This is a genomic window from Paucibacter sp. KBW04, from assembly GCF_003852425.1.
In the GTDB taxonomy this organism is placed as follows: Bacteria; Pseudomonadota; Gammaproteobacteria; order Burkholderiales; family Burkholderiaceae_C; genus Paucibacter_A.
Genome location: NZ_QAJN01000015.1, coordinates 12,699 through 34,316, shown reverse-complemented (window position 1 = coordinate 34,316; position 21,618 = coordinate 12,699). Strand labels below are relative to the sequence as shown.

The 21,618-nt window shown below is 63.8% G+C and carries 23 protein-coding genes; 18 read left to right on the top strand and 5 right to left on the bottom strand.

Going from position 1 to position 21,618, the window contains the following annotated elements; translation table 11 throughout:
- The first annotated feature begins 2 nt into the window (after window positions 1–2).
- The 12 genes from DBR47_RS18495 (at window position 3) to ppk2 (ending at window position 9,550) form a co-directional block, all read left to right on the top strand.
- A complete protein-coding gene (locus tag DBR47_RS18495) occupies window positions 3–1,076 on the top strand; it encodes a class I SAM-dependent methyltransferase (RefSeq protein WP_124452796.1) in 1,074 nt (357 codons plus the stop codon).
- 137 nt (window positions 1,077–1,213) lie between these two features.
- A complete protein-coding gene (locus DBR47_RS18490) occupies window positions 1,214–1,693 on the top strand; it encodes a DUF3261 domain-containing protein (protein WP_197047150.1) in 480 nt (159 codons plus the stop codon).
- Window positions 1,690–2,889, top strand: coding sequence for a beta-ketoacyl-ACP synthase (locus DBR47_RS18485; protein ID WP_124452792.1), 1,200 nt, complete (start codon window positions 1,690–1,692; stop codon window positions 2,887–2,889). Before DBR47_RS18490 ends, DBR47_RS18485 begins: the two co-directional genes overlap by 4 nt.
- A complete protein-coding gene (locus DBR47_RS18480; RefSeq protein ID WP_124452790.1) occupies window positions 2,876–3,367 on the top strand; it encodes a 3-hydroxylacyl-ACP dehydratase in 492 nt (163 codons plus the stop codon). The genes DBR47_RS18485 and DBR47_RS18480 overlap by 14 nt, the downstream gene beginning before the upstream one ends.
- Window positions 3,360–4,091 carry a 3-ketoacyl-ACP reductase FabG2 gene (locus tag DBR47_RS18475; protein WP_124452788.1) on the top strand — a complete coding sequence of 244 codons (732 nt, stop codon included), beginning with the start codon at window positions 3,360–3,362 and terminating at the stop codon, window positions 4,089–4,091. The genes DBR47_RS18480 and DBR47_RS18475 overlap by 8 nt, the downstream gene beginning before the upstream one ends.
- On the top strand, window positions 4,088–5,317 hold the full coding sequence (locus tag DBR47_RS18470) for a beta-ketoacyl-ACP synthase (protein WP_124452785.1): 1,230 nt from the start codon (window positions 4,088–4,090) through the stop codon (window positions 5,315–5,317). Before DBR47_RS18475 ends, DBR47_RS18470 begins: the two co-directional genes overlap by 4 nt.
- 33 nt (window positions 5,318–5,350) lie before the next feature.
- Window positions 5,351–5,758 carry a hypothetical protein gene (locus DBR47_RS18465; protein WP_148090431.1) on the top strand — a complete coding sequence of 136 codons (408 nt, stop codon included), beginning with the start codon at window positions 5,351–5,353 and terminating at the stop codon, window positions 5,756–5,758.
- Window positions 5,759–5,893: 135 nt separating this feature from the next.
- Entirely contained in the window at window positions 5,894–6,340 is a 447-nt protein-coding gene (locus DBR47_RS18460) for an excinuclease ATPase subunit (protein WP_124452780.1), read from the top strand.
- A 255-nt stretch (window positions 6,341–6,595) separates the two neighbouring features.
- Window positions 6,596–6,970 (top strand): hypothetical protein, encoded by a 375-nt coding sequence (locus DBR47_RS18455; protein WP_124452779.1) that lies wholly within the window; start codon window positions 6,596–6,598, stop codon window positions 6,968–6,970.
- 142 nt (window positions 6,971–7,112) lie between these two features.
- On the top strand, window positions 7,113–7,787 hold the full coding sequence (locus tag DBR47_RS18450) for a 4'-phosphopantetheinyl transferase superfamily protein (RefSeq protein ID WP_124452777.1): 675 nt from the start codon (window positions 7,113–7,115) through the stop codon (window positions 7,785–7,787).
- 45 nt (window positions 7,788–7,832) lie between these two features.
- Window positions 7,833–8,690, top strand: coding sequence for a D-hexose-6-phosphate mutarotase (locus tag DBR47_RS18445; RefSeq protein WP_231512390.1), 858 nt, complete (start codon window positions 7,833–7,835; stop codon window positions 8,688–8,690).
- A gap of 53 nt (window positions 8,691–8,743) precedes the next feature.
- Complete coding sequence (ppk2, locus tag DBR47_RS18440; RefSeq protein WP_124452775.1) at window positions 8,744–9,550, top strand: polyphosphate kinase 2; 807 nt, start codon at window positions 8,744–8,746, stop codon at window positions 9,548–9,550.
- Here ppk2 and DBR47_RS18435 read toward each other — a convergent pair whose 3' ends face one another.
- Genes DBR47_RS18435 through DBR47_RS18425 form a run of 3 tightly spaced genes read right to left on the bottom strand, consistent with a single transcriptional unit; the run spans window position 9,551 to window position 11,606 of the window.
- Window positions 9,551–10,051 carry a TPM domain-containing protein gene (locus DBR47_RS18435; protein WP_124452773.1) on the bottom strand — a complete coding sequence of 167 codons (501 nt, stop codon included), beginning with the start codon at window positions 10,049–10,051 and terminating at the stop codon, window positions 9,551–9,553.
- The gene (locus DBR47_RS18430) at window positions 10,051–10,959 is read right to left on the bottom strand and encodes a YgcG family protein (RefSeq protein ID WP_124452771.1); all 909 of its coding nucleotides are present in this window, start codon (window positions 10,957–10,959) and stop codon (window positions 10,051–10,053) included. The genes DBR47_RS18435 and DBR47_RS18430 overlap by 1 nt, the downstream gene beginning before the upstream one ends.
- A gap of 14 nt (window positions 10,960–10,973) precedes the next feature.
- Window positions 10,974–11,606 (bottom strand): LemA family protein, encoded by a 633-nt coding sequence (locus DBR47_RS18425; protein ID WP_124452769.1) that lies wholly within the window; start codon window positions 11,604–11,606, stop codon window positions 10,974–10,976.
- 158 nt (window positions 11,607–11,764) lie between these two features.
- Here DBR47_RS18425 and hemE point away from each other — a divergent pair, with 158 nt between their 5' ends.
- Together hemE and DBR47_RS18415 are read left to right on the top strand one after the other, a co-directional pair.
- Window positions 11,765–12,853, top strand: coding sequence for a uroporphyrinogen decarboxylase (gene hemE, locus DBR47_RS18420; protein ID WP_124452767.1), 1,089 nt, complete (start codon window positions 11,765–11,767; stop codon window positions 12,851–12,853).
- Window positions 12,854–13,240: 387 nt separating this feature from the next.
- Window positions 13,241–15,346, top strand: coding sequence for a primosomal protein N' (locus tag DBR47_RS18415; RefSeq protein ID WP_124452765.1), 2,106 nt, complete (start codon window positions 13,241–13,243; stop codon window positions 15,344–15,346).
- A 24-nt stretch (window positions 15,347–15,370) separates the two neighbouring features.
- On the opposite strand, the gene DBR47_RS18410 is transcribed toward DBR47_RS18415, so the two are convergent.
- Window positions 15,371–16,147, bottom strand: a complete 777-nt coding sequence (locus DBR47_RS18410) for a response regulator (RefSeq protein ID WP_124452763.1) — start codon at window positions 16,145–16,147, stop codon at window positions 15,371–15,373.
- Window positions 16,144–16,809, bottom strand: a complete 666-nt coding sequence (locus DBR47_RS18405) for a response regulator (protein ID WP_231512389.1) — start codon at window positions 16,807–16,809, stop codon at window positions 16,144–16,146. The genes DBR47_RS18410 and DBR47_RS18405 overlap by 4 nt, the downstream gene beginning before the upstream one ends.
- A 160-nt stretch (window positions 16,810–16,969) precedes the next feature.
- Between DBR47_RS18405 and DBR47_RS18400 the strand changes: the two genes are divergently transcribed.
- The 4 genes from DBR47_RS18400 to DBR47_RS18385 are packed head-to-tail and all read left to right on the top strand — an operon-like array spanning window position 16,970 to window position 21,608.
- Window positions 16,970–17,341, top strand: a complete 372-nt coding sequence (locus tag DBR47_RS18400; RefSeq protein WP_124452759.1) for a response regulator transcription factor — start codon at window positions 16,970–16,972, stop codon at window positions 17,339–17,341.
- Window positions 17,342–17,347: 6 nt separating this feature from the next.
- Window positions 17,348–18,112, top strand: a complete 765-nt coding sequence (locus tag DBR47_RS18395; RefSeq protein WP_231512388.1) for an HD-GYP domain-containing protein — start codon at window positions 17,348–17,350, stop codon at window positions 18,110–18,112.
- A gap of 36 nt (window positions 18,113–18,148) precedes the next feature.
- Window positions 18,149–18,991, top strand: coding sequence for an ABC transporter substrate-binding protein (locus DBR47_RS18390; RefSeq protein ID WP_124452757.1), 843 nt, complete (start codon window positions 18,149–18,151; stop codon window positions 18,989–18,991).
- A gap of 10 nt (window positions 18,992–19,001) precedes the next feature.
- Window positions 19,002–21,608 (top strand): PAS domain S-box protein, encoded by a 2,607-nt coding sequence (locus DBR47_RS18385; protein WP_124452755.1) that lies wholly within the window; start codon window positions 19,002–19,004, stop codon window positions 21,606–21,608.
- The last annotated feature ends 10 nt before the right edge of the window (window positions 21,609–21,618 follow it).

Sequence of the window (21,618 nt, the reverse complement as noted above, 5' to 3'; positions counted from 1 at the left end):
CCATGCAAGACAAGAAATTCTCGCCCGAGCGCCAGACGGCTTTTGCGGCTCGCTTCGAGGCTCAGAAGATCGCCTTTGGCCCGGTGGTGTTCCAGTGCGTGCGCTACGCCTGGAAGCGCGGCATGCTGAAGGCCTTGTCGGATGCCGGTGATGTGGGCCTGAGCCTGGCGGACTTGAGCGCCACGGGAAGCTGGAGTGAATACGCCCTCAAGCTGGTGCTGGAGACCTGTTTGTCGGCCGGCGTGGTCTATCTGCGCGATGGCAAGTACCTGCTGGACAAGACCGGCTATATCTTGCTGAGCGATGCCATCACCCAGATCAATCTGGATTTCATCGGCGACGTCTGCTATCGCGGCCTGGCCGATCTGGACCAGTCACTGGATCAGCAAAAGCCCGTCGGTCTGGCCCAGCTGGGCGATTGGCCCACGATTTACCAGGGCCTGGACCGCCTGCCCGAGCCGGCCAAGAGAAGCTGGTTTGCCTTCGACCATTACTACTCCGACACCTCCTTCCCCGACATCTTGCCGGACGTCTTCGCCACCCAGCCGCGCACGCTGATGGACATCGGCGCCAACACCGGCAAGTTCAGCCGCGCTGCGCTCGCAGCCAACGCGGAGGTCAAGCTCCATCTGGTCGATCTGCCTCAGCAACTCGCCGTGGCCGAGCAGACCTTGATCGATGCAGGTACGCGCGAGCGCGCGCAGCTGCACCCCTACGATCTGCTGCAAAAGGAAAAGGCCTTGCCGGCGGATATGGACTTGGTCTGGATGAGCCAGTTCCTGAGCTGCTTCAGCGAGGATGCCATTGCCTCCATCTTCAAGCGCGTGGCGGCGGCCTTGTCGGAGCGCGGCCAGGTGCTGGTGCTGGACACCTTTTGGGACCGTCAGCGCTACGACATCGCCAGCTACTGCTTGATCAACACCAGCCCCTATTTCACGGCACTGGCCAGCGGCAATAGCAAGGTCTATGAGAGTGCCGACTACATTCGCCTGGCCGAGGCCGCAGGGCTCAAGTTGGTGACGGTGCGGGATGACATCGGCTATTGCCACAGCCTGATGCGCTTCGCACGCGCCTGAGGCGACAAGGCATCGGAAGGGCTATGGTGAGTACAAGGCTTGTTGGACGCAGAGATTGCTTGGGCCTGGCGGGTGCCGGCCTGCTCTTGAGCGCCTGCGGCAGCGCGCCCAAAGCGCCTCAAGCGAGTCTGCCTGCTTTGCGTCTAGCACCCCGTTTGTTGGACGATGTGCCCTTGGATCTGGTGCAGCGCTTGAGCGTGCAGCGCCTGGACGGTGGTAAGGGTTCGGAGCAGAACGTCGATGTGCTGCTGTCTCTCAGCCGCGAGGCCCTGCGCCTGGCCGGCTTTGCGCTCAACCAGCGGGTGCTGATGATGGTCTGGGACGGCAAGGAACTGCAGGTGCAGCGCCACTTCATGCTGCCCGCCGAGGTGGACACCGATCGCATGCTGCGTGATCTGACCCTGGTGTTCTGGCCTCTGGCCGCCATTCAGCAGGCCTTGCCCGCCTCTTGGCAGCTGCGCCAAGAAGGCCGCGAACGCTGGCTTTCGCGCGCTGGTGAGACCATTTTGAAAATCCAGATTGAAGGCGACTGGCGCAGCAGCGCCCGGGTTTTGTTGCGCAATGAGCTGGAGCACTATGCCTTGCGCATCGAGTCCAAACTGCAGGAGCCTGCATGATTCAGACACAGACTCGCTTTGGTTTGCAGGCCCTGGGCCTGGTGTGCGCCTTGGGTGCGGACGCGACTCAGGTGCGCCAAGCCTTGTTTGCGCCCCAGCCTAGCGGCGTCCACGAGCTTGAGGGTTTCTTGCCCGGCCGCCGCCTGCATCTCGGTGCCGTGCGGTCCGAGCTGCCCTCGGTCAGCGAATTGCCCAAGCGCCATCGCAGCCGCAACAATGCCTTGCTTTTGCAGGCCTTGGCGCAGATTCGTCAGCCCGTCGATGAGGCGATTCGGCGCTGGGGTGCTGGCCGCGTGGCGGTGGTGCTGGGCACCAGCACCTCGGGCATTGGGCAGAGCGAGCTGGCCTTTGCCGAACGCGCGCGCAGCGGCAGCTTCCCCGCAGGCTTTGATATTCGCCAGCAGGAAATGGCTTCGCCGGCCCTGATGCTGGCCGAGCTGCTGGGCCTGGCCGGCCCTTGCCATGTGGTGTCCACGGCCTGCTCCTCCAGCGCCAAGGCCATGGCCAGCGCGGCCCGCGTGCTGGCCAGCGGCATCTGCGACGCGGTGTTGACGGGCGGGGCGGATTCGCTCTGTGCCTTCACGGTGGCGGGATTTGATGCCCTGGAGTCGGTGTCGGACGGGCGCTGCAATCCCATGAGTGCCAAGCGCTGCGGTATCAATATCGGCGAGGCCGCCGCGCTGTTTTTGATGACGCGCGAGGCCGCGCCTGTGCGTCTGGCGGGCTGGGGCGAGGGCTCGGACGCCCATCACATCTCGGCCCCTCAACCCAATGGCGATGGGGCATATCGGGCGATGGAGCTGGCGCTGCAACGCGCGGGCCTGGCGCCCGAGGCGATTGACTATCTGAACCTGCATGGCACGGCCACTCGCCAAAACGATGCGATGGAAAGCCTGGCCGTGCAGCGTCTGCTGGGCTTAGACAGGGCTTGTAGCTCCACCAAGCCCTTGACCGGCCACACCTTGGGCGCGGCCGGCGCCTTGGAGGCGGCGCTCTGCTATCTGAGTTTGACGGAGAACAAACAGGGTTTGCTCCCGCCCCATTGGTGGGATGGTCAGGCTGACCCAGAACTGCCAGCATTGAATCTGGTGCAGCCAGGGCAGGCCTTGGGGCGGCCCTTGCGAGCCGCGATGAGCAATTCTTTTGCATTTGGTGGCAGCAACGCCGCCTTGGTACTGGTCAATGACGACGCTTGAAACTGCCGACGCACAGGCCTGGGATGTGCGTGAACTGGTGCCCCATGCCGGGCGCATGAGTCTGCTCAGCGGGCTCTTGAGCCACTCGGGCGAGAGCCTGGAGGCAGAGGTTCGCATCAGCGACGATGACTTGTTCTTCGACCCGCAATTGGGCGGTGTTGGGGCCTGGCTGGGGATCGAGTACATGGCGCAAGCCGTGGCGGCCTGGGCCGGTTTGCAGGGGCGGCAGCGCGGCGAAGCGCCCAAGATCGGCTTCTTGCTGGGCAGCCGCAAGTACACGGCCAGCCGTTCGGTGTTTGCACTGGGCGATGTCTTGCGGGTGCAGGTGCGGCGCGAGTTTCAGGCCGATAACGGCCTGGGTCAGTTCGAGGGGCAAATCTTGATCGGCGACGAGCCGGTGGCGCAGGCGCGGCTCACCGTGTTCGGCCCACCGGACCCGCAGCGCTTCTTGAAAGACGGAGATTTGGGTGATGAGTGAAAACTGGGTGCTGGTCACAGGTTCCAGCCGAGGCATTGGGCGCGCGATTGCCCTGCGTTTGGCGCGCGACGGCTATGAGGTGGTCGTGCACTGCCGTAGCCAAAGAGCCGAGGCTGAAGCCGTGGCCGCCGAGGTGCGCGCCTTGGGCCGGCAGTCGCGAGTCCTGCAATTCGATGTGGGCCAGCGCGATGCCGCGGCCGAGGCCTTGCTGGCGGACGTGGAGGCGAACGGCTGCTATTACGGCATCGTCTGCAACGCCGGCATCGCGCGGGACGGCGCCTTCCCGGCCCTCAGTGGCGAAGACTGGGACGCCGTCATACACACCAATCTCGACGGTTTCTTCAATGTCTTGCAGCCTCTCACCATGCCGCTGGTGCGGCGCAAAAAGCCCGGCCGCATCGTCACCCTGGCCTCGGTCTCGGGCCTGATGGGCAACCGCGGTCAGGTCAATTACAGCGCCGCCAAGGCCGGTATCATGGGCGCCACCAAAGCCTTGGCGGTGGAATTGGCCAGCCGCGCCATCACCGTCAACTGCGTTGCACCGGGATTGATTGAGACGGAAATGGTTGATGCACATGTGCTCGAAGAAGCACTCAAAATAATTCCCGCCAAGCGGGTCGGGCAGCCCGAAGAGGTCGCCGCGCTGGTGAGCTTTTTGATGAGCCCTGACGCGGCTTACATTACCCGCCAGGTGATTTCGGTGAACGGGGGCATGGTCGGATGAAGCGCGTCGTCGTGACTGGCGTCGGCGCCATCAGCCCTTTGGGACATGACTGGCTCACCGTCGAAGCGCGCTTGCGCGAGCGCCGCAATGCGGTGCAAATCGTCGCGGAATGGGCCGACTATGAAGGTTTGAACACCCAAGTCGGCGTGCCTGCTGCGCCTTTTGAGTTGCCGGCCGATCGCTACAACCGCAAGAGCATGCGCAGCATGGGGCGTGTGGCCTTGATGGCCACGCGGGCCAGCGAGTTGGCGCTGGAGGATGCTGGCCTGGCCGGTGATCCGCTGGTCAAGAGCGGGCAGATGGGCATCTCCTACGGCTCCTCGTCCGGCACGCCACGTGCCATCGGCGACTTCGGCCGCATGATGGCCGTCAAGAGCACCGAAGGCATCAACGCCACCACCTATATCAAGATGATGGCTCACACGGCGGCCGTCAATATCGGTGTGTTCCTGGGCCTCACCGGCCGCATCATCACCACCACCAGCGCCTGCACCTCGGGCAGCCAAGGCATTGGTTACGCCTTCGAGGCCATCCAGGCCGGCAAGCAGATCGCCATGCTGGCCGGTGGTGCGGAAGAGTTGGATGCGACCCAGGCCGCCGTCTTCGACACCTTGTTCGCCACCAGCGTCAAGTACAACGCCACGCCCGAACTGACCCCGCGCCCCTTCGACGCGGCCCGTGACGGCCTGGTGCTGGGTGAAGGTGCTTGCACCCTGGTGCTGGAAGAGTATGAACATGCCCGCGCTCGCGGTGCGCGCATCTACGCCGAACTGCTGGGCTTTGGCACCAATAGCGATGGCCGCCACGTCACCCACCCCGAGGCCGACACCATGGCCCAGGCGATTCGCCTGGCCTTGCAGGATGCGGGCCTGTCGGCACGCGACATTGCCTACGTCAACGCCCACGGCACGGCGACCGATCAAGGCGATGTGGCCGAGTCGCAAGCCACCCATCAGGTCTTCGGCAGCGATGTGGCCATCTCTTCACTCAAGAGCTATATGGGCCACACCCTGGGCGCCTGCGGCGCTTTGGAGGCCTGGATGAGCATAGAGATGATGCGCTCTGGCTGGTTTGCCCCCACGCTCAACCTCGGCCAAGTCGACACGCGCTGCGCTGAGTTGGACTACCTCACCGGCGCAGGGCGCGATTTGCAGACCGAGTTTGTGATGAGCAATAACTTTGCGTTTGGTGGGATCAATACCTCGCTGATTTTCAAGCGGGTGTGAGCCTTGTTGAAAAGGGATAGAAAAATGATGTTGATGAAGAATGTTCTGATCGCCGCGGCTCTGGCTGCATGCTTGGGGACGGCGCAGGCGCGCTCTACCGCCATGCTGGAACCCGAGCGGGTGATGGTGGTGGTGGGCAACCAGACCGAAGAGGCGATCAAGGGCGCCGTTGTTCGCGGCGGCGCCAGGCATGACTGGATCGTCCAAGCCGATGCACCCGGCAAGCTGACGCTCAAGCAGAACAAGAACAACAAGCATGAGGCGGTGGTCGAGGTGGCTTACGACAACACCGGCTTCCAGATCCGTTACGTCAGCAGCATCAACCTCAATTTCGAAGCCTCTTCGTCGGGTAAGCAGATTCATCCGACCTATAACCGCTGGGTGCAGAATCTGCAGCGCGCGATTTCGGCCGAGATCAACAGCCTGCCGCCGGCCCGCTGAGCCTAAGAGCGGCAAACAAAACTCGGCCAGGAGAGTTTGTTCGCCGCTCTAAATCCTGTTCGGCTTGAATCCAAACCCTCGCAGTATGAAGGCCGTTGAAGATGCGGCCCTTTAGCAACCCAGGAGAGATTCGCAATGAAGTTGAATTCCAAACTTGCACTGGTCTGTTTGGCGCTGGCCGCGTTTGCACCCCAGGTCTATGCGCGTGACACGATTCTGAACATCCCTTTGGCCGATGTGCTGGCCATGCCTGAAGCACAGGGGAAGCTGGATGGATCGGTGAAGTTCTATTTGGCCGGTGCCGCCACGCCTACGATCAAAAAGACCTTTGGCAGCGACACCGCCAATCCGAAGACCAATGGCTTTAACAAGAGCGATGAATTCGGCTGCAAGTGGGCGGCGTTGTCGGCGCTGATCTCGTTTCAGAACAGCGCCAAGCGTCAGGGCGCCAACGCCGTGACCGACATCGTCAGCTACTACAAAAAGAACGAGACCAAGAGCGACAGCACGATTCAATGCCATGCCGGCACGTTTGTGATTGGCTTGGCCTTGAAGGGCACTTATGCCCAAGTTGCCGACTGATTGTTTGACCCACTCTCTCGATAACTTCTGGACACCGCGATGAAAAATACACACAGCAGGCGCGCTCTTTTGTTGGGCTGCGTTTTGAGCCTGGCTCTTGTGCAAGGCTGCGCAACCAAGATCAAGGCTTCGGCAACACAGAATCCGCCACCGGCCGAAGCGTTCTCAGCCTTTGGCCGAATCGAAGTCAAACCGGCCGTCTTCAAGCCGGGGTTCAAGGGTGATGCGGCTGGGCTGGCCAAAATTGAAGAGAATTTGAAGAAGGATCTGGGCCCATCGCTGAGCGATTGGAATCAGCGCCCGAGCAATGGCCGCACTCTCGTGATCGAGCCCGTGGTCGAGCAACTGGAATTCCAGCATGGCGCCAAGCGCGTCTTGCTGGGGCCTTTGGCAGGCAGCTCCGGCGTCTTGCTGCGCGTCACGGTGCGCGACAACAAGGGTGCGCTTGTGGCCGAGCCCGAGTTCTTTCAAAGAGCCGATGCCTGGGCGGCTGGCTTTGTGATGGGCGTTCACGACAACATCATGCTGACCCGCGTGGCCAATCTGGCCAGCGAGTACCTCATCGCCAATTACCCCAAGGCGGTAGGCGGGCCGACCGGTGCGGACAGCAAGGCAGTCGCGCCCAAGTAAACCACATAGCGGCAAGTTTGCAGAGTTGGTGAACCAACTCTTTCCAGGTGGCGCTGGGAGCTGAGCCCGCTAACGCAACGACTGAAGGTTCCCAGTGAGCGTCTGCTGCGCCTTTGCCAAGGTCCATGAGGTGTTTGATCTCATGGCCCTCCGCCTCGACGTCCTGAGTGGCTCGGAGCAGTTGCGTTGGGCAAGTTTTGGCAGTGACAAGCGGAGGCAGGTGTTCTTCGCTGGGCGCATGCTGGCCCGTTGGGTGCTGGCGCGTCGCCTGGGCTTGCCCGCTGCCGAAGCTCCGGCCTTGTCGCTGGAGATCGATGCGCTGGGACGTTCCTCGTTCCCGGCTTGGCCTGATTTGGGACTGTCCATCTCCCACAGCGGTGAAGGCATTGCTTGCGCGGCTGCTTCTGGGGCGGTAGGCATCGATATCGAAGACTTGAGCCGCCCACGGGATTTTTTGGCTTTGGCAGCCCAGGTGCATAGCAGCCAACAGTGCTTGCAGTTAGCGGCTCAAGCCGAGGATGCACGCGCCGAGAGTTTTTACCGGTGCTGGACCCTCAAGGAAGCTTGGCTCAAACGCCAAGGCCTGGGCCTTGATTTGACTCGTATGCGCGGCCTAGAAATAGAGGCCGTCGATGGCCCTGCTAGCGCGGCCAGCCTTGTGCTGAACTCCAGCCAACAGCGCTGGATTCTGGCCTTGGAGGGCCAAGAACTGAGCGAGGGTGCACTGGATTTGTGCTTGCTCAGCCCGGGTATGTCAGGGCTGTCGGCATTGAGCTTTCGCCTCATTGAATCGGCCGCGGCCGGTGCCGCCGACTAAAATCCTCGGCTTGCCGCCCACGCGGCCCATTCTCATCGCAGCCCCGTGTCCAAACCCATCCCCCTCTCCCGCCACCAAGGCCTAGACGCCATCCATCTCGAATCACCGGACGGCGCCAGCGCGACGGTGTTGCTGCATGGCGGCCATCTGCTGTCCTGGGTGCCGGCCGGTGGGGTGGAGCAGCTTTACGTTTCGCCCGATTCGGCTTTTGCCCTGGGCCAGGCGGTGCGTGGCGGGGTGCCGGTGATTTTTCCGCAGTTCTCCGCGCGTGGGCCGCTGCAGCGCCATGGTTTTGCGCGCAGCAAGCCATGGGCTCTGGTGATGGCCGAGCAGGGCGCGGACGATGCCCTGGCCGTGCTGCGCCTGACGGACGATGCGGCGACGCGCATGTTCTGGCCCCATGCCTTTGAGCTGGAGCTGAGCTTGCGTGTCAGCGGGCGCAGCCTGCAGATCGAGCTGGCCTGCGAGAACAAGGGCGAGGAGGCCTTTGACTTCACCACGGCCCTGCACAGTTACTTCCGCATCAACGATCTCGACGAGGCCAGCGTCCAAGGACTGTCCGGCCTGCACTACTGGGATGCGGTGGACTCGGTGGAGAAACAGCAGCGTGTGGACTTGCTGCTGCCCGGCGGTGATTTGGATCGCATCTATCACCAAGTCAAAGAGCCTTTGCTGCTGCGCGAGCAAGGCATCAGCACCGAGCGTCGTCTGCAAATCCAGCATCAGGGTTTTGACGATGCGGTGGTCTGGAACCCGGGGGCGGAGAAATGCGCGGCGCTGGCCGATGTGCCGGATGCGGACTATAAAAAGTTCCTCTGCATCGAGGCTGCGACGATTGAGCGCCCGATTCGCCTGCAAGCTGGTGAATCCTGGGTGGGAAGGCAAGACCTGACCCTGCTCTGAACTTGTGGGGTACCCCTTGGCCCGTTAAGCTCGCGGCTTGATCAGGAGTGGCGATGGGTACAAGCGCAAAGTCGAAGAAGGACCAGGGCAAGCTCAGCAAGAGCGAATACCTGGAGCATCTGGTGCCGCTGCAGTTGGAGCTCAACAATATGGCGCGCTGGCTGCAGAAGACGGGCAAGCGGCTGGTCGTGCTCTTTGAGGGGCGTGACACCGCGGGCAAGGGCGGGGCGATTGCAGCGATTGCCGAGACGCTGAATCCGCGCCAGTGCCATACCGTGGCCTTGAGCAAGCCCAGCGAGGCCGAGGCCGGGCAGTGGTACTTTCAGCGCTATGTCCCACACCTGCCGACGGCCGGTGAAATCGCCTTGTTTGACCGCAGTTGGTACAACCGCGCCGGGGTTGAAACCGTGATGGGTTTTTGTACGCCGGCGCAAACGCAGGCCTTTTTGAGCCAGGCGCCCGCTTTCGAAAAGCTGCTGGTCGAGGACGGCATCTTGCTGTTCAAGTACTGGCTTTGCGTGGATCAGGCCCAGCAAGAGCTGCGCTTTGCCGAACGCTTGGCGGACCCGCTCAAACGCTGGAAGCTGTCACCCATCGACCTGGAGGCCAGGCGCAAATACCGTGAATATGGCGAAGCGCGTGACCGCATGTTGACGGCCACGCACACTCGCCATGCGCCCTGGACTTTGTTGGACTTCAACGACCAAAGGCGCGGTCGCCTGACCTTGATCCGGCATTTGCTCGATCATTTGCCCGATGTGAGTCTGCCGGCGGACAAGCTTAAATTCCCGCCTCTTGCGCAAGCGCCCTTGACCGAAGTCTTTGGCAGCAAACTCAAGCCGGTGCCAAGCGCCTACTGATCAGAGCAAGATCACCCGATCTTGCAATTCGTTAGGGTTGCTCTGGCCGGGTGCCAGCGGGAAGTGCTCGCTGAGCAGTCGGTCAACTTCCAGCACCGCTTGATGTAGGCCTTCTTGAAAGCGGCCCTGGCCCAGATGCTCACGCAGCCGCTCAACCACGCCCTGCCATTGCTCGGCACTGACACGGTTGTTGAGGCCTCGGTCGGCCACGATTTCAATCGCGTTGTCGGCCAGCAGCAGATAGATCAGCACGCCGTTATTGGCCTCGGTGTCCCAGACGCGCAGCTTGCCGAAGAGGGTGAGCGCACGTTGGCGGGCCCTTAGCTTTTTCCAGAGATAGGACAGGGGCAGGCCGGCTTCCACGCAGATGCAGATCTCGCCGCTGTGATGGCTCTCGCTGGCCTTGACCTGAGCCTCCAGCGCCTGCTCAGTGGCCAGGGGCAGGGCGCGGCGCACATCGCCGTGGTCGATCCAACGGTGCTTCAATAAGCGCTTCAACATCACCAATCCCCCGAGGCGCCGCCGCCACCAAAGTCGCCGCCACCGCCGGATGAGAAGCCGCCACCGCCGCCCCCGCCACCACCACCGCCAAATCCGCCGCCCCCACCACCAAAGATGATGGGGCCGCTCCCGCCGCCTCGGCGCCCAGCGCCCGAGCCACCCATCACGCCAACCAAGATCATGGCCAGCACGGCGGCCAGGCCGGCCGCGATCAGGCTGCTGACCACCACCCAGCCGATGAGGCCGGCCGCACCGCCGGTCATCACCGTGCCCAGCTTGCGGCCGAAGATGCCCGTCAGCACGGCGCCCAATACCGGCACACCGATGAAGAAGAGGGCGCCCAGTTCTTCGAAGTTAAAGCCCTGCGAAGCGGGGGCCTGGCCGCGCTGGCCCTGGCTGGGCAGGGGCAAATCCTCGCCCCGGATCTTGGCACTCATCTGATCGACGGCCAGATTCAGACCGCCCGCATAGTCGCCCTTGCGAAAGGCCGGGGTGATGGCCTCGCGGATGATGAGGCTGGCCGCCAGATCGGGGATGGCGCCTTCCAAGGCCTTGGCCACTTCGATGCGCACCTTGCGGTCGTCCTTGGCGACGACGAGCAGGACGCCGTCGCCCACCCCTTTGCGGCCTATCTTCCAGCTATCACCCACACGCTGAGCGTAGGCAGCGATGTCCTCGGGCTGGCTGCTGGGCACGATCAAAATCACCAGCTGCGAACCGGCGCTCTGTTCAAAGGCCGCGAGCTTGGCCTCCAGCGCGCTTTGCTGTGCCGGGCTCAAGGTGCCGGTCTGGTCGATCACCCGCCCGCTCAAGGCGGGCACGGGCAAGACGTCCTGGGCCCAGCTGGGCAGGGCCCATGACAGGCCCAGCCATAGCCACACAATCCCCAATCGGGCGAGGCGACGCATGACCTGCGGCGCGTTTACTTGGAGGCCGCAGGGCTGGCCGGCTTGGCGTCAAAGCTTACCGAGGGCGCGGTGCTGATGGCGGCCGCGTTCTCCACGGTGAAGTTGGGCTTGACCTCATAGCCCATCACCTTGGCCGTCAGATTGTTGGGGAAGCTGCGGGTCAGCACGTTGTAGTCGGCCACGCTCTTGATGTAGCGATTGCGGGCCACGGTGATGCGGTTTTCCGTGCCTTCCAGCTGCACGCGCAGGTCCTGGAAGCCTTGGTTGGCCTTCAGATTGGGGTAGTTCTCGCTCACCACCAGCAGGCGGGAGAGCGCGCTCGTGACCTCGCCCTGGGCGGCCTGGAACTTCTTCAGTGCCTCCGGGTCCTTGGCCAGCTCGGGCGTGACCTGGATGCTGGTGGCTTTGGCGCGGGCCTCGATCACCTTGGTCAAGGTTTCTTGCTCGAAATTGGCTTCGCCCTTGACGGTGTTGACGATATTGGGGATCAGGTCGGCACGGCGCTGGTACTGGCTCAGCACCTCGGACCAGCTGGCGTTCACCTGCTCATCCAGACGCTGGAACTCGTTATAGCCGCAGCCAGACAGGCCCACGGTGGCGGCCAGAACGGTGGCGGCCAAGGCGCCGCGTTGGGTCAAAGAGCTCATGAAGATTCCTCCAGATGTTGCTTGAACGTGCGAGTGCGCAAGTGCAGGTCGATAGATGGTGATGAGGGTGGGCAAATCAAGTCGAGAATGCTGGATTCGGCGCGCTCTTGATCTAGCACCATGCCCTCGCGTGCCGCAGCAAAGGATAATCCACCGCCATGAGCGCACCACTGCAAAACGACACCTTTCTGCGCGCCTGCCTGCGCCAGCCTACCGAATACACCCCCGTCTGGCTGATGCGCCAAGCCGGGCGCTACCTGCCCGAGTATCGCGACACGCGCGCCAAGGCCGGCAGCTTTATGGGCCTGGCCACCAATCGCGACTACGCCACCGAGGTGACCTTGCAGCCGCTGGAGCGCTACAAGCTGGATGCCGCCATCCTCTTCAGCGACATCCTCACCGTGCCCGACGCCATGGGCCTGGGCCTGAGCTTTGCCATCGGCGAGGGGCCGAAGTTTGCCAAGCAGGTGCGTGATGAAGCCGCCGTGGCCGAGCTGGCCGTGCCGGACATGAACAAGCTGAAGTACGTGTTCGACGCCGTCAGCTCCATCCGCAAGGCTCTGAACGGCCGTGTCCCCTTGATCGGCTTCTCGGGCAGCCCCTGGACCCTGGCCTGCTACATGGTCGAGGGCGGAGGTTCCGACGATTACCGTCAGGTCAAGAGCCTGATGTATGCCCGCCCCGACCTGATGCATCGCATTCTGCAGATCAATGCCGATGCCGTGGCCCAGTATCTGAACGCCCAGATCGAGGCCGGCGCCCAGGCCGTGATGCTGTTCGACAGCTGGGGTGGTGTGCTGGCCGACGGCATGTTCCAGCAGTTCAGCCTGGACTATTCCCGCCGCGTGCTGGCCCAGGTCAAGACCGAGCACGAAGGCCAGCGCATCCCGCGCATCTTGTTCACCAAGGGCGGCGCCCTGTGGCTGGACGAGATTGCCGACGCCGGTGCCGATGTGGTGGGCCTGGACTGGACGGCCAATCTCGGCCGCGCCCGCGCCCAGGTGGGTGATCGCGTGGCCCTGCAAGGCAATCTGGACCCGAACGTTTTGTTCGCGCCGCCGGAGGCCATTCGCGGCCAAGTTCGCTCCGTACTCGACAGCTTTGGCCGCCCGCAGCGCGCCGACGGCCGCTGGGATGGCCATATTTTCAATCTGGGCCACGGCATCAGCCAGTTCACCCCGCCCGAGCATGTGACGGCCCTGGTGGACGAGGTGCATAGCCATTCACGCAAGCTGCGCGGCGCTTGAGCTGAGCGGCCCTGTCGGCATCCCCTGTGTGGATGCCGACAGAACGTGAAGTAAGCACTCAGGTTTTGACTTATCCCCAAAATAGGGCGCACCTGACATAAGGCAATTTCTGGCTTATGCACAGCCTATGGTTTTCCCTGTTTGTTGCTAAGTTGTTGATTTCAAAGGGTTTGTGAATTTGATCCGGAAGATCGTCGTCGACAGGCTTGTCGGGTGACAGGTCACTTTCCGGCGCTTTCCAAGCACTTTTCCCACAAAGTTATCCACAGGGCAATTCACAGCGGCTGTCGGCCTTGAAAATCATGCACTTAGCGAGTGAATTAAAAGTTATGTCTGGTGGTGCATGCTGGCAGCTTCCCTTGCTGTGGATAAGTTCTGGCCGCGCGCATGACTGAAGCGCTTCTGCCTTCTCAGCCGGCCTTGACGCGTATCCGCGTGGCGGTGGACGCGCCGCAGCACAGCGGCCTGACCGGCCCGCTGGACTATCTGAGCCCCGCGGCCTTGGCGCCCGGCAGCCTGGTGCGTGTGCCCCTGGGCCGACGCGAGATGTTGGGGATTGTTTGGCCGGGCGAGCCCTCGGCTGACACTGACCCGGCCTTGCTGCGCCCCATCTTGTCCACCTTGGACGGACTGCCGCCGCTGAGTTCGGCCTGGTGTCAGCTGGTGGAATTTGCCGCCAATTACTACCAGCGCAGCGTGGGGGAAGTGGCTTTGTCGGTGCTGCCGCCCCAGTTGCGCGAGCTGGACGGGCAAAAGCTCAAGCTGCGCATGAAGCGGGCGACCCAGCTGGCGGCTAAGCATGCGCCGCTGCCCGGCGATGCGCCCATGCCTAGCGTGCCGACCCTGAGCCCGGCGCAGGCCGAGGTGCTGGCCCAATTGGATGCCTTGCTGGCCGCGCCGCGCGAGCGGGCCGCGCCGCCACCGGTCTTGCTCTACGGCGTGACCGGCAGCGGCAAGACCGAGGTTTACCTGCGCGCCGCCGAACACGCGCTCAAGCAGGGCCGGCAGGTCCTGGTGCTGGTGCCAGAAATCAATCTGACACCCCAGCTGGAAGCGCGTTTTGCCGAGCGATTTGTCGGGCACAGCCTGGTGTCGCTGCACAGCGGCCTGACGCCGGCCCAGCGCCTGCGGCATTGGCTCTCGGCCCATCTGGGCGAGGCTGATCTGGTCTTGGGGACTCGCTTGGCGGTGTTCGCCTCCATGCCGCGCCTTGGGCTGATCGTGGTGGACGAGGAGCATGACCCCTCCTACAAGCAGCAGGACGGCGCTCGCTACTCGGCCCGCGATTTGGCCGTTTACCGAGCGCATCTGGAGAAACTGCCCGTCATCCTGGGCTCGGCCACGCCCTCCTTGGAGAGCTGGCAGCGCGCCAATGAGGGGCGCTACAAACGCCTGGCCTTGCCGGGCCGCATTGGTGGCGGTGCGATGCCGAGGGTGCGGCTTTTCGATATGAAGATGCTGCCCCTGACCAAGGGCGTGACGACGGCGCTGACGGCGCCCCTGATTCAAGCCCTGCGCACGCGGTTGGAGCGCAAGGAGCAAAGCCTGATCTTCCTGAACCGGCGCGGCTATGCCCCGGTGCTGCACTGCGGCGAGTGCAACTGGAAGAGCGACTGCCCGCATTGCAGCGCGTGGCGGGTCTTCCACAAGGGCGATCGCACCCTGCGCTGCCACCACTGCGGCTTCACCGAACGCGTGCCTTCGGCCTGCCCCACCTGTGGCAATCAAGACATCGCCCCCCTGGGGCGCGGCACCGAGCGCCTGGAAGAGCAACTGGCCGAGACCTTCCCCGAGGCACGGGTCGCCCGCATCGATGCCGATTCCACCAAGCACAAGGGCCAGTTGGAGGCTCAGCTGCAGGCTGTGCATGCCGGTGAGGTGGACATCCTCGTCGGCACCCAGATGATCACCAAGGGGCATGACTTCCGTGGCATCACCCTGGTGGCGGCCATCAACCCGGATGGCGCCTTGTTCAGCAGCGACTTCCGCGCGCCGGAGCGCCTGTTTGCCCTGCTGATGCAGGCCGGCGGCCGCGCCGGACGTGATGCCGAGCAAGCCGCCCGCAGCGAGATGTGGGTGCAGACCTGGCACCCGGAGCACTCCCTGTACAAGGCCTTGGCCAAGCATGATTTCGAGGCCTTCGCCCAAAGCCAGTTGGCCGAGCGCGAGTCAGCTGGCCTGCCGCCTTATGCCCATCTGGCCTTGCTGCGGGCGGAAGGCCGCACGGCGGAAGCGGCCAAGGGATTTCTGGACGCCGCCTCGGCCTATGCCCAGCAATTGCCCGAGGCCCAGGGCGTGCTGATCTACCCGGCCATCCCCATGAGTGTGGCGCGTGTGGCCAATGTGGAGCGCATGCAGATGCTGGTCGAAGCCGACAGCCGTGGCGCCCTGCAGCGCCTGCTCTGGCATTGGATGCCCGAGTTGCATGCGCTCAAACGTGAGCACAAGGGCTTGTTGCGCTGGGCGGTGGATGTGGACCCGCTGGGCATCTAAGAGGCCTGCCTAAGCGGCTGAGTGCTACCCCGCTTGCAGGTTCTGCAGAATCTGTCGCAAGGCCTGCCAGCCTTGGCGGGCGGCATCCCACTGTTGCAGGGCCGCGGCTTGCTCCAGCTGGCGGGCAATCTCGCCTTCGGCATCGTGGCCCAGGATCAGCAGCACCGATTTGAGGCTGTGGGCCACCAGACGCAGGGCCTGGGCGTCGCCGCGCTCGCAGGCGCTGTCGCCGGACGCGATGTCCACGAAGAACTGCTTCAGGCAGTCGCTGCGAAAGGTTTCGTAAAAGGCCCGATCGCCACCGAAATTGCGCTCGATCGCTGCTTCCAGCAGCTGCGTGTGCTCGTGGTTTGGTGTGAGCTGGCTTGCGTCTACAGGGCCTGCGGTTTGGGCGGGTGGCGCGTCGGGCGGGCTGCTCTTCAGTGCCAACTCGGCCAGCGCGTCCTCGACACAGGCTTGCAAATCGGCGAGCGAGCAGGGCTTGGCCAGCAAGCGCCAGACATGTGGCTGGCTCAGGCGCTCGCGCACCTGGTGGGTCAGGCCGGCGCTGAAGACCACCAGCCGGGCCTGGCCTTGCAGCGCGGGCTCGTCCGCCAGGCATTGAATCAAGTCATAGCCCGAGCGGCCGGGCATCATCAGATCGGTCAGAATCAGCGCGACTTGGGTGTCGCGCAAGAGCGCCAAAGCCTCGTCCACATGGCTGCAACAGCTCAGTTCCACGCCCAAATCGGCAAAAGCGGAGCTGACGAAATGCTGCAAGGAGGCATTGTCCTCCACCAACAGGACGCGGGGCAGGCTCATGAACTGGCTTCGTTCGTCGCTTGCGGGCGCAGATGTTCGGCCAGGGCTTCGCGCAGCAGCAGGGGCAGTTGCTTCACCAAATCCGGCTTGTGGACCACGGGCACACCGGCCAGGGCGAAGGCATAGGGCGCGCGCTGTGCTTCGTCCAGCGAGGTGACGACGATCAGCTTGCTTTGCGCAAACTGGGGCTGCGAGCGCAGGCTGGTGATCAGGGTGGCGCCGTCGATGCCGGGCAGCAAGATGTCAACGATCAGCACATCGGGCAACAATTGCCCGCACATGGCCAAGCCAACGATGCCGTCATGCGCCATATGCAGTTCGACGCCCGGGAACTCCTGCCCAACCAGCAGCGACACCAGGTTCTGGAAATGCACCGAATCCTCGATCACCAGGAGGCGAGGCGTGTGGGCGGCGCGAGCCGGGCGGCCGGCGCGAGCGCGTGGCGCCGGGCTGATCGTTTGGCCAGCGCCTTCGGCGCGTAGGCGTTCAACACGGTGCTGGCCCTGGGCCACGGCGCCGGAGCGCTGGGCCGTCCAGGCCTCCACCGAGCTGCGGGAAATTCGGCGATGCCCGCCCGGGGTTTTCCATGCCGTGAGGTCGCCCCGATCCACCATCAATTGCACCGAACGGACGGCCAAGCCCAACATGCGCGCAACTTCCATCGTGCTGCAGTCCGGGCGTTCGTTAACAGTTTGTGTTTTATTGTTGGGCATTGCGCAATTTTGCCGAAATTTCTATGCGTGTGGCGCGGAAATTAGGGAGTTAATTTGTTGAATTTGATAAATTTGAAAGGTGAAAATCACATTCCGCCGGAGTCCTGCCATGAAAAAGATCCTCGTTGTCGATGATCACGCCGATATCCGCAAGCTGGTTCGCATGACGCTGGAGTTCGAGGACTGCGAGGTGCATGAGGCTTTTGATGCCCGCTCCGCCCTGGAAGCTGCCGCGGTTTTGCGTCCAGATATTGTGTTACTTGATGTCATGATGCCCGGCGATTTGGATGGCTTGGACGTCTGCCGCCGGCTCAAGGCTAACACCGAGTTGGCAGGCATCCATGTCTTGCTGCTCAGTGCCCGTGGTCATGCACGGGATCGCGAGGCCGGCATGCAGGCCGGGGCCGATGCCTATATGGTGAAACCCTTCAGCCCCTTGCAACTGATCGGGCATATCTCCAATTCCTGGGCCACCGCCTGATTGACCATGGAAACCAGCCTGAACTTGCGCCCGCCGCGCAGCGACCGCAGTTTCGACGATGCGGCCGCTGCCCAGATGGAGCGCATCATTGCCGATCTAGGGGTCATGTATCAAGAGCGCAACAGGGCCCTGCGCGAGGTGGCCAACGCCCATCACGAGGCCTTGCTGCGCCTGGCCCTGGCGGCCGAGCTGCGCGACGATGACACGGGCGTGCACATCATCCGCATCGGTCATCTGGCCGAGGCCTTGGCTCTGAAATGCGGGGAAGCACCGCGTTTCGCGCAGATGCTGCGCCATGCGGCGCCCATGCACGATGTGGGCAAGATCGGCGTGCCCGATTGTGTGTTGAAGAAACCAGGTACTTACACGCAAGAAGAGCGTGAGGTGATGAAGCGCCACCCGGTCATTGGTGCGCAGATCCTGGGGCGCTCGCGCATCCCCTTGTTTCAACTGGCGGCCGAGGTGGCGATGTCGCATCACGAGCGCTGGGATGGCACCGGCTACCCCCTGGGTCTGGCGCGCGAGGCGATTCCGATTTCGGGGCGCATCGTGGCCGTGGTGGACTTCTTCGATGCCCTGACCATGGACCGCTGCTACCGCAAAGCCTATGCGGACGATGAGGCCTTGTCGATGCTGGCCGAGCAGAGCGGAGCGGCCTTTGACCCGCGTTTGGTCGAACAACTTCTCAGCAATGCAACAGAGTTCATTGCATTGCGCAATCGCATCACCGATCATCCACCGAGCTTGGAATCTTTGGCCGAAGCGGCCTGATGCATTGCATCGGTGGGTGCGAACAGGAGAAGCGTTATGTTGAGCGAGTGGCGTGGTGTGCGTTCGACTCTGGGCCTTGGCCTGGCGACGGCCTTGTTGGCGTTCTCGGCCGCAGGGGCCGCGCTGGCGGCAGGCGGCGCGAACGCGGCCGCTGGAGGCTCGGTGCTGGAACGGGTGCAGCGCAGCGGCACCTTGCGGGTCTGCATCTGGCCGGACTATTACGGCGTCACCTATCGCAACCCGCGCAATGAACAGCTGGGTGGCATCGATATCGAGCTGTCGGCCGAATTCGCCCGCGACCTGAAGGTGCAGCTGAAATATGTGGAAAGCTCCTTCCCGCAACTGGTGGACGACCTCAAGAGCGAGCGCTGTGATGTGGCCATGTTCGCCGTCGGCGTGCTGCCGCAGCGCAAAGAGCATCTGAGCTTCAGCCAACCCTATTTGCGCAGCGATATCTACGGCGTCACCACCCGGGCCAGCCGGACCGTGCGTGAGTGGTCAGATATCGACAAGCCCGGCGTCGTTGTCGGCGTGCAGGCCGGCACCTTTATGGAGCCGGTGATGGGCCAGGCGCTCAAGAACGCCAAGATGGTGATCGTGCGTCCGCCGGCCACCCGCGAGGCCGAGCTGGAGAGCGGTCGCGTCGATGTTTTCATGACGGACTATCCCTACAGCCGCCGCCTCTTGGACAACGCCGATTGGGCTCGGCTGATCTCGCCGCCCAGCCCCTTCTTCACCTTGCCCTATGCCTACGCACTCAAGCAGGGCGACGCCGTCTGGCTGGCGCGTGTGGACGAGTTTGTGGCCGCCATCAAACGGGATGGCCGCCTCAAAGCCGCCGCCAAGCGCAATGGCCTGACCGAAATCCTGGTGAATTGATCCTCGCGCCATGTCGGGAACGCTGTTGAACAAGCCCAGCTTGCCGGGCCTCGCCACGGAAGCGGACGTGGGTTCTCTGGCCGAGCTGGAGACTTCGCAGGGCTTCCCCTCCATCCTCAAGCAGACCACGGGTCGTCTGGTGTTGTTGGCGGCGACGGTGCTGACGGGTCTGGTGTTCTCGTCCTTGGTGGCGCTGGCCTGGTTTGAGCGCAACGAGGCACTGGAAGGCGCAAGAGCGCGTGGCGAGTTGCTGGCCCGGGTGCTGGTGGAGCATGCCACCAGCACGGTGGAAACCACGGCCCTGACCCTGCGCACGGTGGCCGAGAGCATGGCCTACCAGCCCAGCACCGATGCCGATCGCCTGCAGCCCTTGCTGAGCCAGTCCTTGCAGGGCTTGCCGTTTTTGCGCGGCCTGGCGGTGCTGGACAGCAAGGGCCTGGTTTTGGCCAGCACGGTGCCCACCGAGGTGGGCCTGCGCCTGGCGCTGGATCGTTTGGGCACTTTGCCCCGTCCGGGGGCGGAAAAGCTCTTGCCCCTGAAGCCGGGGCGAGGCTTGGCCGATCTGGCCCAGGCCGGTGACAGCACCGCGCTGGCGCGCCGCGGCGTCAATGTGCTGCCCATGCTGCACCAGATGCGCACCGTCAGCGGCCAGCCCTTGTTTCTGATGGCCTTGATCAACCCCGAGGCCCTGGCCAACCATCAACAGCTGACCCTGGCCGGCACCAAGGGCCTGGCCTTGCTGAGCAGCTATAGCGGCCAGTTGCTGACTGCCACCGAGGCCGTCAGCCTGGAGCCCGGCGTGCAATTGCCGCCTCATCCCATCTTCAGTCAGTGGCTGCCCGAACGCGAGCATGGCAGCTATTTCGGCGAAGGCGTCTTGCCCGGTGCTCAGGTGGTGGCCTTCCGGGTCTCGCGCAGCCGGCCACTGCTGGTGTCGGTGGAGCAGGACCAATTCAGCGCGCTGCAGGCTTGGCGGGACAATCTACGCTGGCTGATCGCTGTAGGTGCCGTGGGATTGTTGCTGATTCTGGGCACCACCATCGTCGCCCTGCGCAGCCTCAGCGCGCGCGAGCGGGCCCGGCGCGCCCTGGACAATGCGCATGAGCGCGTGGCCCAGCGCGAGCGCGAGATGCGGGTGTTGCTGCGCAGCCTGCAGGAGCTGATCTTCCGCACCGATGCCAGCGGTGCCATCACCTACGTCAATGCGCGCTGGACGGCGCTCAGCCAGGCCAGCACCGATCAGGCGATCGGCCAGCGCCTGGAAGACCTGGTGGCGCCGGGCGAACGTCAGCGCGTCACCGCCTTGTTCAGCCGCGAGGACCAGGCACCGGTGCGCTCGGCCGCCATCAGCGTGCGCGCGCCGGATGGGCGCCTGATGCATTTCGATGTGGCCGTCGTGCCTCTGTATGCCCTGGGCGATGGCCTGGGCGCCTTGATCGGTTTCGCCGGCAGTGCCATGGATGTGACCGAGCGCACCGAGTCCCGCCAGCGATTGCAACAGCAGTTGGCGCTGACCGGCCTGCTGCTGGAGATGAGCCCCCAGCCGGTGTCCATGTTCGACACCCAGGGCCTGTACCTGACCGTCAACCAGGCCTGGGAGGACTTCTCCGGCCAGTCCCGCCAGGAGGTGATCGGTCAGCCGGTGGGGCGCAATCTGCCGCCGGCCGAGGCCGCCTTCCATGCGGCCCAGGACGCCAAACTGCTGGCCGAGGGCGGGCGCGTGCGCTACGAAACCCAGGTCTTGCACCGCGACGGCCGACGCCGCGATATGGTCATCACCAAGGTCTTGGTGCCGGACGAGCAGGGCGGCATGCTGGGTATTTTGTGCACCTTGGTGGACGTCAGCGAGTTCCGCGACGCCGAGCGCGCCACCCGCGAGGCGCGCGATGTGGCTCAGGAAGCTTCACGCGCCAAGTCCGAGTTCGTCGCCAATATGAGCCACGAGCTGCGCACGCCGTTGCAGTCCATTCTGGGCTTCTCGGAGCTGGGCCTGAAGCGGGCGCGTGAGAACGCGGTGCTGGTGGAGATGTTTGGCGAGATCCACGCCTCGGGCCAGCGCATGCTGGCCCTGGTCAACGATTTGCTGGATGTGGCCAAGATCGAGAGCTCGGTCGGCACTTTTGATCTGGAGCGCACCGATTTGCGCGGCCTGATCCAGCCGGTGCTGCGTGAACTGATGCCCTTGATGGACAGGCGTCAGCTGCGCCTGGATGTGGACCTGCCTTCGCAGCCTCTGGCGGCCCAGGTGGACCCGCTGCGCTTCCAGCAGGTGCTGCGCAATGTGCTGGCCAATGCCATCAAGTTCTCACCCGATGGTGGGGTCTTGAGCGTGCATGCGGAGGCGCTGCCGGATGGCGAGTCGCATATCTCGGTGGCCGATCAGGGGCCAGGCATCCCCGCGTCTGAGCTGGACAAGATCTTCGAGGCCTTTGTGCAGTCCAGCCAGACCAAGGACGGCTCCGGCGGCACCGGCCTGGGCCTGGCCATCTGCCGCAAGATTGTGGAGGTGCATGGCGGCCGCATCAGCGCGGCGAACCAGGCCGAGGGCGGCGCCATCTTCCACATCTATCTGCCGGCAAGGGCCGGCGGGGATTCGCAGCTCAGCAGCAATTACTGAGGGCGGGCCC